The organism is Streptomyces sp. NPDC088147 (assembly GCF_044741565.1).
Classification (GTDB): domain Bacteria; phylum Actinomycetota; class Actinomycetes; order Streptomycetales; family Streptomycetaceae; genus Streptomyces.
The window spans coordinates 105,645-119,258 of the sequence record NZ_JBIUSY010000001.1 but is presented as its reverse complement, the minus strand read 5'-3'; the positions used below and the strand labels follow the sequence as shown (position 1 = coordinate 119,258).

General features: G+C 71.2%; 14 protein-coding genes. 8 read left to right on the top strand and 6 right to left on the bottom strand.

Annotation, left to right across the window (positions count from 1 at the left end; translation table 11 throughout):
• The first annotated feature begins 91 nt into the window (after positions 1-91).
• The 5 genes from ACIOGX_RS00685 (at position 92) to ACIOGX_RS00665 (ending at position 5,875) form a co-directional block, all read left to right on the top strand.
• Complete coding sequence (locus ACIOGX_RS00685) at positions 92-1,147, top strand: ABC transporter substrate-binding protein (protein ID WP_401758343.1); 1,056 nt, start codon at positions 92-94, stop codon at positions 1,145-1,147.
• Positions 1,147-2,058: an ABC transporter permease gene (locus tag ACIOGX_RS00680; RefSeq protein WP_401758340.1), complete on the top strand. Its 912-nt coding sequence runs from the start codon at positions 1,147-1,149 to the stop codon at positions 2,056-2,058. The genes ACIOGX_RS00685 and ACIOGX_RS00680 overlap by 1 nt, the downstream gene beginning before the upstream one ends.
• Positions 2,055-2,936, top strand: a complete 882-nt coding sequence (locus ACIOGX_RS00675; RefSeq protein WP_383974581.1) for an ABC transporter permease — start codon at positions 2,055-2,057, stop codon at positions 2,934-2,936. Before ACIOGX_RS00680 ends, ACIOGX_RS00675 begins: the two co-directional genes overlap by 4 nt.
• A gap of 62 nt (positions 2,937-2,998) precedes the next feature.
• Positions 2,999-4,756: a CocE/NonD family hydrolase gene (locus ACIOGX_RS00670; RefSeq protein WP_401908959.1), complete on the top strand. Its 1,758-nt coding sequence runs from the start codon at positions 2,999-3,001 to the stop codon at positions 4,754-4,756.
• Positions 4,757-4,939: 183 nt separating this feature from the next.
• On the top strand, positions 4,940-5,875 hold the full coding sequence (locus ACIOGX_RS00665) for an SDR family oxidoreductase (protein ID WP_401758334.1): 936 nt from the start codon (positions 4,940-4,942) through the stop codon (positions 5,873-5,875).
• Positions 5,876-6,109: 234 nt separating this feature from the next.
• Here ACIOGX_RS00665 and ACIOGX_RS00660 read toward each other — a convergent pair whose 3' ends face one another.
• From ACIOGX_RS00660 to ACIOGX_RS00640, 5 genes are all read right to left on the bottom strand, one after another.
• Complete coding sequence (locus ACIOGX_RS00660) at positions 6,110-6,973, bottom strand: DUF3592 domain-containing protein (protein WP_401908956.1); 864 nt, start codon at positions 6,971-6,973, stop codon at positions 6,110-6,112.
• An 84-nt stretch (positions 6,974-7,057) separates the two neighbouring features.
• On the bottom strand, positions 7,058-8,152 hold the full coding sequence (locus tag ACIOGX_RS00655) for a hypothetical protein (RefSeq protein WP_401908953.1): 1,095 nt from the start codon (positions 8,150-8,152) through the stop codon (positions 7,058-7,060).
• 110 nt (positions 8,153-8,262) lie between these two features.
• The gene (locus ACIOGX_RS00650) at positions 8,263-9,096 is read right to left on the bottom strand and encodes a M55 family metallopeptidase (RefSeq protein ID WP_401908951.1); all 834 of its coding nucleotides are present in this window, start codon (positions 9,094-9,096) and stop codon (positions 8,263-8,265) included.
• A 105-nt stretch (positions 9,097-9,201) separates the two neighbouring features.
• On the bottom strand, positions 9,202-9,750 hold the full coding sequence (locus ACIOGX_RS00645; protein ID WP_401908949.1) for a GNAT family N-acetyltransferase: 549 nt from the start codon (positions 9,748-9,750) through the stop codon (positions 9,202-9,204).
• A gap of 9 nt (positions 9,751-9,759) precedes the next feature.
• On the bottom strand, positions 9,760-9,972 hold the full coding sequence (locus ACIOGX_RS00640) for a DUF4287 domain-containing protein (protein ID WP_401758319.1): 213 nt from the start codon (positions 9,970-9,972) through the stop codon (positions 9,760-9,762).
• A 348-nt stretch (positions 9,973-10,320) separates the two neighbouring features.
• Between ACIOGX_RS00640 and ACIOGX_RS00635 the strand changes: the two genes are divergently transcribed.
• The 3 genes from ACIOGX_RS00635 (at position 10,321) to ACIOGX_RS00625 (ending at position 12,912) form a co-directional block, all read left to right on the top strand.
• Entirely contained in the window at positions 10,321-11,025 is a 705-nt protein-coding gene (locus ACIOGX_RS00635) for a GntR family transcriptional regulator (RefSeq protein ID WP_401908945.1), read from the top strand.
• Positions 11,026-11,098: 73 nt separating this feature from the next.
• Positions 11,099-11,962, top strand: a complete 864-nt coding sequence (locus ACIOGX_RS00630; RefSeq protein ID WP_401908943.1) for a hypothetical protein — start codon at positions 11,099-11,101, stop codon at positions 11,960-11,962.
• Positions 11,963-12,063: 101 nt separating this feature from the next.
• Entirely contained in the window at positions 12,064-12,912 is an 849-nt protein-coding gene (locus ACIOGX_RS00625; protein ID WP_401908940.1) for a tetratricopeptide repeat protein, read from the top strand.
• A gap of 435 nt (positions 12,913-13,347) precedes the next feature.
• Here the strand turns inward: ACIOGX_RS00625 and ACIOGX_RS00620 are convergent, their stop codons facing one another.
• Positions 13,348-13,554 (bottom strand): hypothetical protein, encoded by a 207-nt coding sequence (locus ACIOGX_RS00620; protein ID WP_401908937.1) that lies wholly within the window; start codon positions 13,552-13,554, stop codon positions 13,348-13,350.
• Positions 13,555-13,614 lie beyond the last annotated feature (60 nt).

Genomic DNA, 13,614 nt, shown 5'->3' with positions numbered 1-13,614 from the left:
CGCCCCTCACCACCCGTCACCACCACCCGCACCGCCTCCCCGTCGCGCACCCTCACTCGCACTCGGCACGGCGGCAGAAGGAGCAGTTCGCATGAGAATCCCCCGGCGCAGACGCGCACTGGCCGCACTGGCCGCACTCGTCTCTCTCGGTGCAGCCGCTGCCGGCTGCGGCTCGAACGACTCGTCCTCCGACTCCGCGGGCGGCGCCGCGGCCGATGGGAAGACGAAGATCACCATCGGGGTGCCCGGTATCCCGCCGATCTATCTGAACACCATCCTGTACGTGGGGGAGAAGCAGGGCTTCTTCTCCGCACGCGGTGTGGACGTCACCCTCCGCCCGCTGACCACCGGAGCCGATGTCGGCCGCGCGGTGCAGAGCGGCGAGATCCAGGGCGGCATCATAGGCACCCCGGGCGCGGTCGCCCTCGGCGCGAGCGGCGGCTCGATCGTCTCGGTGATGGGCTTCCCCAAGCCGACCTATCTGCTGGCCAGTACCGACGGAAGCGTCACCGACTGCGCCTCGGTCAAGGGCAAGACCGTCGCGGTCGACGCGGTGGGCGCGCCCAAGGCCCTGGGGCTGGGCGCCATGCTCGCGAGCTGCGGCCTCGGCGCGAAGGACGTCAGCACCATCAACGTGGGCGGCCCGCCCACCGTCGACGCGCTGGTGGCCGGTCAGGTCAAGCTCGCCGTCCTGCACCCCGACGAACTGGCCACCGTACGGGAGAAGATCGACCCCGGCACCAAGGTCAACGAGGTCATGACGCTCGCCGATGTCGACCCGCTCCAGCACTACACCGTGCTCGTCGCCCGCAAGGACCAGCTCAGCGGCGCCGCCCGGGACAGCTGGGTCAAGGTCGTCGCGGCACTCCGCGAGACGGTCGCCTTCATGTACGAGCCGGCCAACGCCAAGCAGGTCGCGGCCGAGGCGGCAGCCGTCACCAAGGAACCGGAGACCGTGACCGAGGCGGCGCTGCCGCAGTTCCTCGCGCTCGGCGTCTGGCCCAAGGACGGCGACGGACTTGACAAGGCCGCCGTCCAGCACACCATCGACGAGGCGGTCAAGGCGGGCAACGTGCCCAAGGCCAAGGCTCCCGCGTACGAGTCGCTGGTGGACCCGTCGGTCTTCGCCGACGCGGCGGGCAAGTGATGCGGGCCCCGGAGCAGCGGACCACCCCAGGCGCCGACTCCCGGCCGCCTGCCGCCGCCCGCACTCGGCGTACCGGACCGCGCGGGGTACGTACGACATCGCCGCGTACGACATCCCCGCGTGCGGCATCGCCGCGTACGGCACCCCTGGCTCCCCTGGCGGCGCGTCTGCGACCGCTCGCCCTCTCGGCGGCGGGGCTGCTGGCCGGGCTCGGCCTGTGGCAGCTCGCCGGGCAGCGGGACCCCGTCCTCTTCGCCACACCCGGCCGCTCGGCCTCGGCGCTGGTCGACATGGTCCGGGACGGCTCACTGCCGAGCGCGCTGCTCTCCTCGGGAAAGCTGCTGGTGATCGGCCTCGCCCTGGCGATCGTCGTCGGTGTCGGGTTCGGCCTGCTGCTCTCCCGGGCCCGGCTGTTGCGGGCGAGCACGGACTGGCTGCTCTTCGCGCTCCAGTCGGTCCCGATCGTGGCGCTCGCCCCGCTGATCCTGTCGGCGTTCGGCTTCGGTCTGTCCGCCAAGACGCTGGTGGTCTTTCTGACCGCGGTGTTCCCCGTCGTCGTGAACACGGCGGAGGGGGCACACCGGGTGCCGACGACCCTGCTGGAGGTCGCCCGTACCTTCCGCAGCAGCGAGTGGCGCATCTGGAAGGACGTACTGCTGCCGCACACCGTGCCGTACGCCATGACCGGGGTACGGCAGGGGATCGCGATGGCGTTCGTCGGGACCCTGGCCGCGGAGTTCTTCCTCAACGCCAGCGGAGTCGGCGGACTGCTGCTCGCCGCCGGCACCCGGTTCGACACGGCCACGGTGCTCGGTCTGACCGTGCTGGTGTCGGTGCTGGCCGTCGCCCTGATGGGCCTCGGCCGGGCGGTCGAGCGGCACTTCGCACGGTGGCGGACGGTGAAGGCATGACGACACATCAGGACACCTCGGCATCGGCCCGTACGCAGGGGTCCCGTACCCCGGACGGACCGGAGGGACGCCCGGCCGGCCGGGCGAAGGGACGGCCGGGCCCCCGCGGCTCCGGGCTGAGCCCCCGTACGGCCGGCCTGCTCGGCAAACTGACCGTGGCCCTTGTGGTCGTCGTGGTCTGGGAGACCTCGGTACGACTGTGGCTGCCCGCCTATCTGCCCACGCCGTCCGGTGTGGCCGGGGCGCTCTGGCCGACGCTGACCTCCGAGGCGTTCGGCACCGCGCTCGGCGAGACGCTCGGCGGGGTGGCACTCGGTCTGCTCCTCGGCTGCGCCGCCGGTACGGCGCTCGGTCTGGGCCTGGGCCGGGTGCCGTGGCTGCGGCATCTGTCGTCCCCGTACATCAGCGGTCTGTACGCGATGCCGATGCTGGCCATCGTGCCGATGGCGACGATCTGGCTCGGCTACTCCGGACAGACCCGGCTGGCCGTGATCGCCCTGTCGGCGTTCCTGCCGTGCGCGGTGAGCACCGGCGACGGTGCCCGTGAGATCCCCGCCCAACTGGGCGAACTCTCCCAGGTGCTGCGGCTGTCACGGCCGCGGGTGGTCCTCGACGTCCTGCTGCCCTCGACACTGCCGTTCATCATCGCCGGAGTCCAGGTGGCGGTGGGCCGGGCCCTGGTCGGCGCGGTGGCGGTGGAGTTCCTCGCGAGCCTGCCGGGACTGGGCACCTACATCCTCAGCAACGCGCACTCGTTCGAACAGGATGCCGCGTTCGTCGCGGTCCTCGTCCTGGCCACGCTCGGCATCGTCGCGCGGGCGGGCACGGAGACGGCGCTGCGCCGACTGGCCCCCTGGCATCTGCACGTCAACCGCTGACGTACCGACACTCAATACCCACCGATCACTCAGTAGCGATCACTGAGGCAAGGAGCGAGGAAATGCCCGACGACGGCGGCCCGGAGCCGTTCCGTACGCAGCTCATCGACGGAATGCGCGTCGAGTGGGACGTACCGGTCGAGATGGACGACGGGATCGTGCTGCGCGCGGACGTGTTCCGGCCGGTGACCGACGAGCCGGTGCCGGTGATCATGACCTACGGTCCGTACGCCAAGGGGCTGCCCTTCCAGCGCGGTTATCCCAGCGCGTGGGAGGCGATGTCCCGGGACCACCCCGACGCGGTGGCGGGCACCTCGAACAAGTACCAGAACTGGGAGGTCGTCGACCCAGAGAAGTGGGTGCCGCACGGATACGCCTGTGTACGGGTCGACTCACGCGGCACCGGCCGCTCGCCGGGCCGGGTGGATCCCTTCTCACCGCGTGAGACCCGTGACTTCCACGACTGTGTCGAGTGGGCGGGCACCCGGGAGTGGAGCAATGGCCGGGTGGGCCTCAACGGCATCTCGTACTACGCGATGAACCAGTGGCACGTCGCCTCCCTGCGCCCGCCGCACCTGGCCGCGATCTGCCCCTGGGAGGGCGCCGCGGACTTCTACCGGGACGGTGCGTACCAGGGCGGTATCCGCTCCACCTTCTGGGACAACTGGTACGACATGCAGGTCAAGACGGTCCAGTACGGGGTCGGCGAGGTCGGCGGCCTCGATCCGAACACCGGTCAGCGGATCTGCGGTGACGATGTCCTCCAGCCGGCGGAGCTGGCCGCGAACCGTACCGACCTCGGCGCGGACATCAGGGCGCACGCCTTCGACGACGCGTACCACCGGGACCGCTCGGCGCACTGGGACGCGATCGACGTCCCCGTACTGAGCTGCGGCAACTGGGGCGGCCAGGGGCTCCACCTGCGCGGCAATGTGGAGGGGTTCGTACGGGCGGCGTCCACCCGCAAGTGGCTGGAGATGCACGGCCACGCGCACTGGCCGCTGTTCTACACCGACTACGGCGTCGACCTCCAGATGCGCTTCTTCGACCGGTATCTGAAGGACGAGCGCAACGGCTGGGAGGACCGGCCCGCGGTGCAGTTGCAGATCCGGCAGGTCGACGGGACCTTCACCGAACGAGGCGAGGACGCCTGGCCGCTGCCGTCGACGCGATGGACCCGGCTGTATCCGACCGTGGACGGCTCGCTCGCGGAGGAGGCGCCGGCGGCCGGGGGGACGGCCCGGTTCGTGGCGTCCGGCGACGGAGTGGAGTTCAGCACCCCGCCGCTGCCGGAGCGCACCGAGATCACCGGTCCGCTGGCGGCGAAGCTGTTCGTCTCCTCCTTCACCACCGACGCCGATCTGTTCCTGGTCGTACGGGTCTACTCGCCGAGTGGCGAGGAGGTCGTCTTCCAGGGCGCGCTGGATCCGCACACCCCCGTCGGCCAGGGCTGGCTGCGTGCCTCCCATCGCCGTCTCGACCCCGAGCTGTCGACCCCGTACCGCCCCTTCCACCCGCACGACCGCGCCGAGCCGCTGGAGCCGGGAGCCGTCTACGAACTGGACATCGAGATCCTCCCGACGTCCCTGGTCATCCCCGCGGGCTACCGTCTCGGCCTCCAGGTGCGCGGCCGGGACTATGTCTACCCGGGGCCCAGCGCCCGTCTCTCCAACCTCAAGAACGACCTCACGGGCTGCGGTCCCTTCCTGCACAACGACCCCGCCGACCGCCCGCCCCAGGCATACACCGCCGAAACCACCCTCCATCTGGGCGGTTCCCACGCCTCGTATCTCCTGCTCCCGGTGATCCCGACGGCCTGAGAGACAGTTTCGCCGGACGGCCCCGGCAGACCGTGGACCGCTTCGCCGCGGCCCGCGGAGCCGGGGCCGTCACGCGGGTGAAAAAAGACGACACAAGATGTCGGGTTTCGGGGCGAGCATGGTGTCACCGGTCGGCGTCGACGACGGACGTGGACCAGGCCGTGCGAAGAGACAAGGAACCCCATGCCCTTCACGCCCGACACATCGGCACCCGACCTCCACGGAAAGATCGCGCTGGTCGCGGGGGCCACACGGGGGGCCGGTCGCGGCATCGCCGTCCAGCTCGGCGCGGCGGGTGCGACGGTCTACGTCACCGGCCGCACGACCCGGGAACGGCGCTCGGAGTACGACCGGTCCGAGACGATCGAGGAGACCGCGGAGCTTGTCACCGCGGCGGGCGGGACCGGCATCGCGGTGCCGACCGACCACCTGGTGCCCGAGCAGGTCCGTGCGCTGGCCGGGCGCATCGACACCGAGCAGGGGCGGCTCGACGTGCTGGTCAACGATGTCTGGGGCGGAGAGCGGCTGTTCGCGTTCGACAAGCCGGTGTGGGAACACGACCTCGACGACGGACTGCGGCTGCTCCGGCTGGGCGTGGAGACCCACGCGATCACCAGCCACTTCGTATTGCCGCTGCTGGTGGGCCGGCCGGGCGGGCTCGTGGTCGAGATGACCGACGGGACGTCCGCGTACAACGGAACGCATTACCGCAACTCGTACTTCTACGACCTGGTGAAGAACAGCGTGTTGCGCATGGCGTTCGTGCTCGCACACGAGCTGAAGCCGCATGGCGGGACGGCGGTGGCGCTCACTCCGGGCTGGATGCGTTCGGAGATGATGCTCGACGCGTTCGGCGTGACGGAGGAGAGCTGGCGCGACGCACTGACCGCGGTGCCGCAATTCTGCATTTCGGAGAGCCCGTCCTACGTCGGACGCGCGGTCGCGGCGTTGGCCGGCGACGCCGACGTGGCGCGCTGGACCGGTCAGTCGCTGTCCAGCGGGCAACTGGCCCAGGAATACGGCTTCACCGACCTCGACGGCTCGCGCCCCGACTGCTGGCGTTACCTGGCCGAAGTCGACTCCGCCGACAAATCGGCGGACGCGACCGGGTATCGGTGACGGGCACCGCTCACGGGCCTGTCGGACCACGCTCCGGTCGGCGAGCGCGGCCAGCTCGGTGAAGTGCGCGGAACAACGGCTCGTCACCGGGGGCATGTGGAACGCGGGCGGCACCCGGAGCCCGGAACCACGCGCGCCGAACAGTGGGAATACCCCCCGGGTCCGCGCGTGGATGCACGTCCTCGTAGCCGAACGTGAACGGATCCATGGCGGGAAGATCGCCCGGCTCCCGTGTCACAGTGCGACCACCACCCCCACCACGGCCGCCGCTGCCACGACCAGAACCCCCACGACGTTGACGGCCATGTCCCGCTTCCAGGACCGGCATTCGGCCTCGACGTCCAGAGTGAAGACGGCCGGGTCGTCGGGGGCGTAGTGGATCGCGACGTCGAGGCCCTGCGATCCGGCGGGGTCCGGCAGCCCTGACTCGCAGTAGGCCGTGACGGCCCTGCCGTCGAGGGTGGTGAAGGTGACGACCGGTACCAGACGGGTGGAGGTGTGGCCGTCGTCGTCGGTGCTGACGCTCTTGAGTACGGCGACGACACGGCCGGGTACGGCGGCCATGGCGGCGAGCTCGTCGAGACGGCGGCGCCTGTCGCGTATGTTCCCGGGCAGGTGGTACACCCCGGAGAGGGCCCACGGCCCGCAGAAGCCGAACAGAGCCCACGGCCAGCCCCAGTCGATCGCGGCGACGACGACCAGACCGGCGTAGACGAGGAAGAGCGAGAAGGTCGGCCAGCCGAGTCCGCGCCCGCCTTCGGAGAGGTCGTTGGTGAACCGGAAGGCGTGGGGCCTGCCGGGCGGGTAGTGGACGCCGATCTCCCGGCCCGTCCAGGCCGCGCTGATCCTCTCGCCTTGCTCACCGTCGTTGGTGACAGTGAACTCCTGCCCGGTGGGCGGGTCTTGGAAGGAGACGACCACGGCTATCCCGTCGTTCGGGGAGCTTTCGTGCCGAGGCTGCCCCACTCGCTCGATCCGCCCCGTCGCCCGGACCGCCCGCTGGGCCCGGGTCACCCCGGCCAGCGACCTCCCGTAGCCGACCAGCGCGACCGTGCCGAACACACCACACCACAGCGCCACATATCCGTGCCAGCCCATCCGTGTTTCCTCCTGCCACTCCGGGGACGGCCACCGAGCACACCCTTGCCGTCCGGAACACCGCGGTCCCAGGGCACCCGCACCTCACCGTGCGGGCGCGCGCCGCACCACCTTGCCCTGTCCGTTCGCCTCCAGTGACGCCATGCCCTCGGCCCCGGTCACAACGACCCTGATGGTGAGGGAGCCGGTGAGACGGTCGGCAATGATCTGCCAGGTCCGCGGGGAGTGGACGCCGAGTGTGGTCGTGGCCTCCTCGACCAGCGCGGGGAAACGGTCGTAGGGCAGCGCACGGGGGTCGAACCCCGGGGTCTGCGTGCCGGTCGGCGAGAACACCACCGACAGCAGGCGTTCCCGCACGACGACGGTGAGCGCCTGGCGTGCGTCCCCACCCCTGGTGAGCGAGCCGACAGCCCGGTCCAGCTCACCCTTGCCGAGAAACGACCGGTCCGGGCCCAGTGCGACCGTTCCGGACGCCGACGACACCACCGTGGTCGACGACGTGGAGGAGGCGGACGGCCGCGCGGCCGAAGGCGACTTCGCGGTGTCGTCCCGGCCGAAGAGGTCCGCGCGGAACAGCAGCACCACGGCGACCGCACCGAGCAGCAGGCCGAGGAGCACGACGAAGCCGAAGACGCAGCCCTCCGGGGGCGCGGCCACCCTGGCCGTCCCGGGCGCCGAGTCGAGTCGGGCCGAGGCCACCCGGCCCTCCCACTCCGGTGTCGGCCGCTTGACGATGCGCACCCGCCACGGCCGGTCCGGCGGGTACTGGACCACCACGACGCCGCGCGGCCGGTAGTCGGACAGGTCCACGAGGTTGATGTCCTGTGTGATCTCAACCCGGTAGGCCGGCCCGTCGTCCGGTGCGACGGTGAGATCGAACCGCACCGGTATGTCGCTCGACTCGCCCCCGACGGCCTCCAGGCTCTCGATCATCGCGAGCGCCGTGCGGGGCGCGACCGCTGCCTCCCGGGCACGCCTCGGCATACCGGCGAGGAAGAACAGCAGTCCGTGGACCGCGGGCAGGACCAGCCCGGTGACGAACAGTGGCACGCTCTCGACGATCCCGCCCACGACGAGCGCGGCGAGCGCCGTGCCGACCACGCCACCGGTCAGGAACCCCCGTGCGAGCGCGACGGGCGTGTGGTGCGTGGGCAGCGGCGGGCCCGCGGCGATCGTCATACGGGCGATTGTGCTGGGCCCGGCTGATGTCCGGTAGACCTCAGTATGATCTTCCGGCCGCTCTCTATAGGGCCAAGGCCCCATCTTCCGCCGACCGTTGCTCGCGGCGGTCAGCAGTAGGGGTGCTGGTTGGTCAAGGACGCGGCCACTCGCATCCACACGCCGAACAGCCGGTAGAGGCTGGGCACAGTGCCCTCCGCCTGGACGGTCCGGGCATCTGCCGAGCTGACGCCCGGGATTCCCAGGAGCGTCGAGGCGACGGAAGCCGACTGCCAGCGGACCGTGAGGGTGGAGTGGGCCGCCGCCGGGGCGGCCGGCGGCTTCGGCGGTACGGAGAGACGCGCGGCGACCGCTTTCTCGATGGCCGTACGTGCTTCGTCCGACGGCCGCAGATCTGCCGAGAACCGGTCCCGCGCATACTTCACGGCCACGGTCGTCACCGAGGCGTCCCATTCCGTCATCTCCGCACAGGCACAGTCGTCACCGGTGAGGACCGGCACCGGCACGCCGATGGCGGTCGCGGCGGCATGGGCCAGGCCGATCTCGCCCACAGGCCGCCCGTCCAGCCACATGTCCTCGATCTCGTGCCCCATGAAGCTGTGGCTCAGCACACCGAGCGCACCGGCCCGCGAGTGGTAGCCGACGAAGACCGCGGCGTCGTGCTCGGGGGCGAGTCCTTCGAGCATGCCCATCTGTTTCGGCTTGCCGCGGATGAGACGCGCCACCGGGTGCAGTGACTCGGGCAGGATGTTGCGCATCGGGCCGTGTGCGTCGTTGACGGTGATGCCGGTGGCACCGGCCGCGACAGCGCCGCGGACGGCAGCGTTGACGTCCTCCGCCATCATCAGCCGTCCACGCTCGTAGTCCCGGCCGCCAGGCTGGACATCGTCGGCGTCCACCAGCCCGGTGACGCCCTCCATGTCCGCACTGATGTAGATCCGCACCGCGCAGTCTCCTCAAGCTTGATCGTTCGAGGAGACGCCCGCCGCCCTCGCTCCGGTTCCGTCACCGGCTCACATTCATCCGGTTTCCGCCCGGACCGGCACCGCTCAACCGGACGGTGTGACCGAGGACCGCACGCCGAACCACTGCTCGGCGCCGTACTCCTCGAACCGCCCCACCTCGGTGAACCCCAGCTTGGCCGCGAGGCTCATCGAGCGGATGTTCGCGGTCTGAGTGCAGAGCACCACCGGCTCGCCGGGAAACGCGTCGGCGAACCAGTCGAGCGCCGCTGCGCCCGCCTCGGCGGCGTACCCGTATCCCCACGCCTCCGGCAGGAACACGTAGCCGAGCTCGGCCTCTCCGGCATCCGGACGGACGTGCCCCGGACGCTCCGCGTCGCGCCGGTCGAGCGTGATCGTGCCGATCATCGCTCCGTCGAGATCGATCACGAAAACGCCAGGGCGCCGACCGGGCACCTCGGGCACCGCGCGTTCGAGCTCATCACGCGGTCGAGGACCACCGAGGTAGGCACGCACCTCCGGCGATGCGAACAACTCGATGAACCCCGTACGGTCCCGGGCCTCGGACTCGCGGAGCACAAGCCGTTCGGTCCTTATCGGGGCGGGTGGCCAGGCAACGGGTCCGAGTTCAGTCATGGGGGCAACCTACTTCCCGCTGTTCTCGGCAAGGGTGTGCGCGACAAGGGCGTTGGCGTGACCATGCCCCAGCCCGTGTTCGGTCTTGAGCCAGGAAACGAGTTCCCCGTGCCTGGTCAACGGCGAGGAGCGGATGGTCTCCTTCCACTCGGCTATCGGGCGGCCGTACTTCTTCTCGATCGAGGGGAAGTAGCTGGCAGGGCCCTTCACGGTGTCCGTCATGCCGGTGGTGTCCCATCCCTAGGCGCAGAACGATCTCGGCGCGTTGACGCGCTTTTGCTTGTATGACCGGAGGGGGCGGGCGAAGTGATCGGTCGAATGAAGGTGACCTGCGCCACTTCGCTGTGCGGTACAGGCCCCGCGGTTGATCACCGCGTACGCGAAGGCCACCCACAAGCCTCAACCCGAGCCGCCCGCCTGACGCCACGACGGCCTCGTAGCCGGTGGTGCTGAGTGGTGCTGAGCGGAAAGGCGAAGCGGGAAACGCGAAGCGATCACGACCGTCACGAAGCGAGGGATCGACGATGGGGCCAACAATCGATTATCTATCGGATCATCTATGATGACGGCATGAAGCAGACGATCCACACCTCCGCCTCGTCGGGAAAGCAGATGCTCTCCGAGCGGGTCTACGCCCATCTGCGGGACGCGATCATGCGGGGGGACCACGCCCCCGGTGACGCCCTCAAGCCACAGGACCTCGCCAAGGAACAGGGCGTGAGCCTGGCCGTTGTGCGCGAGGCGCTCGTGCGAGTGGTCGGGGAGGGCCTCGCCGACCGGCTGCCCAACCGCGGCTTCGCCGTCCCGGCCTTCTCCGACCGCCGCTGGCAGGAGATCGCGGAGGCCCGCCGGACCATCGAACCGGTCGTGCTGCGTATGTCGGTCGAGCGCGGCGACGTCGACTGGGAGGCCCGCGTGCGAGCCGCCCACCACCGTCTGACCCGCACACCGGCGTACGTGCCGGACGAGGGCGAGTACTACAGCGCCGCATGGTCCGAGGCCCACCGGGCCTTCCACCGCACCCTGTTGGAGGGGTGCGGCAACCCCGTCCTGCTGGAGACCTTCGACCGGATGTGGACCGCGAGCGAGCTGGCTCGCCGCTGGTCGGCGCATCGCAACCCCGACCGGGACGGCGTCGCCGAACACCGCCGGCTGGAGGAGGCGGCGCTGGCCCGCGACGCCGACGCCGCGGTCGAGGTACTGACCCGGCACCTCACCCGGACCGCGGCCGGACTGACCGGCTGCATCCACCCCGAACCCGCGAAGGAAGCCTGATGCGCCTCGCCGAACCCGACCGGACAACCGCACCCGGCCACCCACACCCGACCACTCACACCGGAGCCGCAGCATGACGTCATTCGAGGCGAGCGCCGGCCGCCACTGCCACAACGCCGTCAACCCCCTGCACGTGGCCATGTACTTCGCACCGGAGCCGGCGGACGAACTCGCGGCGCTCGGACTGGAGCGCGGAGCCATGGTCTACCTCGCGGGCCGCGCGGCTCCGCTCGGGGCTGTCGGCGCGGGCACCGTCACAGCGACCTTCTACAACTTCCGCCACGCGCATGTGGAGCGGTACATCCCCGCCGCATGGGCCGTCACCACGCCGAAGGCGGTGCTCGCGGCCCGACTGCGCGGCGCGGACACGATGCTGCGGCGACTGCTCGGGGAGGAGGCCCTCACCTCGAAGGAGATGGCCGAGGCCGCCGAACTGGCGCTGCGCGCCACCGAGGCATGCCGCCGGGAGGCACGGCCGCTGTACGCCGCGAACGCCGGACTCCCCGTGCCCGAAGAACCGCACCTGGCCCTGTGGCACGCCGCGACGCTGCTGCGCGAGCACCGGGGGGACGGTCACCTCGCCGCGCTGGCGGTCGCCGGCCTGTCCGGTATCGAGGCGCTGGTTCTGCACAATGCCACCGGCACGGGGCCGACGTCGGCGCTTTTCATGCGCACCCGCGGCTGGTCCGCGGAGCAGTGGGCCGCCGCCCGGGACGGGTTGCGCGAGCGCGGCCTGCTGGACGAGGCGGGCGATCTCACGGCATCGGGGGCGGCCCTGCGCGGCGAGGCCGAGGCGCTCACCGACCGTCTCGACGCCGCCCCGTACGACCACCTCGGCCCGGCCGCCACCGCGCGCCTCACCGAGCTGGCCGGCGGCTTCACCAGAACCCTCAGGGCGATGGGCGCCTTCCCCGCGGTGCACTTCGGCAGGGGCTGAAGTCCGGAGCGGGGCGCTCGGCACCGGCAACGGGCCGCCTCCACGCCGCGCGCGGAACCGCTGAAGGGCCGGGTTCGTCATTGCGGGTTGGGAGGCGGGATATGAGCGACGCAGGACAATCACCCGAGGTCACGGCGGAGGCGCGGGAGCTTCATGAGCGCGGGGTGGAGGCGCTGCGCGAGGGGCGCGCGCTGGACGCCGAGGACCTGTTCCGGGAGGCATACGAGGCGGGCCACGCGGGCGCGGCGAACGATCTCGGCGACAGCCTGGCGGTGTGGCGGGATCTCGACGGGGCGCGGAAGTGGTGGCGGCGCGCGGCCGACGCCGGGATCACCGGGGCGGCGTACAGCCTCGGTCTCCACGCGGACGAGGAGGGTGACCCGGAGGAGGCCGAGCGCTGGTACCGCCGGGCCGCGGCGGACGAGCACCGGGACGCGCTGCTCAATCTCGGGAAGCTGCTGGAGGGCCGGGACGAGGACGAGTCGATGCGCCTGTATCTGCGGCCGGAGCTGGGGTCCGACAAGGCCGCTTTCAACATCGGCCGGCTGTACGACAACAGGGGGCAGCTGACGGCGGCCGAGCCCTGGTACCGCCGGGCGGCGGAGCGCGGCAACCCGTCCGGCGCGTTCAACCTGGGGCATGTACGGCTGGATCTCGGGAATGAGGACGGGGCCCTGCAGGCGTGGCGGCACGCGGCGGATCTCCAGCACCAGGACGCGGCGCTGAGTGTGGGAATCATCCTCGCGCGGGGCGGTGACGAGGACGGCGCGGGCGAGTGGTTCCGCCGGGCGGCGCGGGAGTTCGGCGATCCGCGCGGGGCCCGGAAGCTCGCCACGTACTACGAGGCCCGTGGCGACGCCGCCGAGGCGACCCGATGGACCGCCCTGGCCGAGCGACTGTCGGCGCCGCCCGTCGAGGTGATCGGGATGACCTGGCGCCCGGACGCCTGACCGGGCCGGACTGCCATGGCGGCCGGCCGGCCCGGGGCGCCGGGCGCGCAGCCCGGGAAGCCGGAACGGCCGCCATCGTCCCGCAGTCGGCCGGAGCGCCCCCTCCGAACCGGCCCCTTCGGAACCCCCGGTGTATGCCGTTTGCCCTCGACCACCCTCCGTGCGATGACGATTGACAGACGTTCCTGGCCCGGGACCTGATCAGGCGGACTGATCAGGCGGTCGAAGCCGTGCCGCGCCGATGACAGGTGATACGACGCGGCGTGACGTCATCGCACAGACGGCACAGGGCATCCCGAGCGGGGGAGGCGTATGACGGCGGGTGAGGGGGTAGCCCGCAAGTACCTTTCGGATCGAAGGCGCTCCGTATAAGTGGCGACGCCCAGACAAAGGCCGTCACTCTCCCCGTCCGAACGCCTGGAGCGTACGGCCCCGTCAGGGCGTGGCGGTGACCTGCTCCGGTGACCAGCCGTCGTTCTCGGCGGTGTCGCTCACCAGCCCGGCCTGCACCAGGTCGGCCGGCTCGATCGCCGCCTCGTACTCCGCCACGAACGCCGCTTCGTCGCCGCCCTCGTCGCTGGGAAGTTCGTCGTGACCGGGGATCACCGCGGACGGCAGTTCCGACACCGTGTCGGCGTACATGGCCGGCTCCCCACCCCCATCGGCCGTCCGCGGGCAGCTGATCTCGGCGGGAAAGCGCTG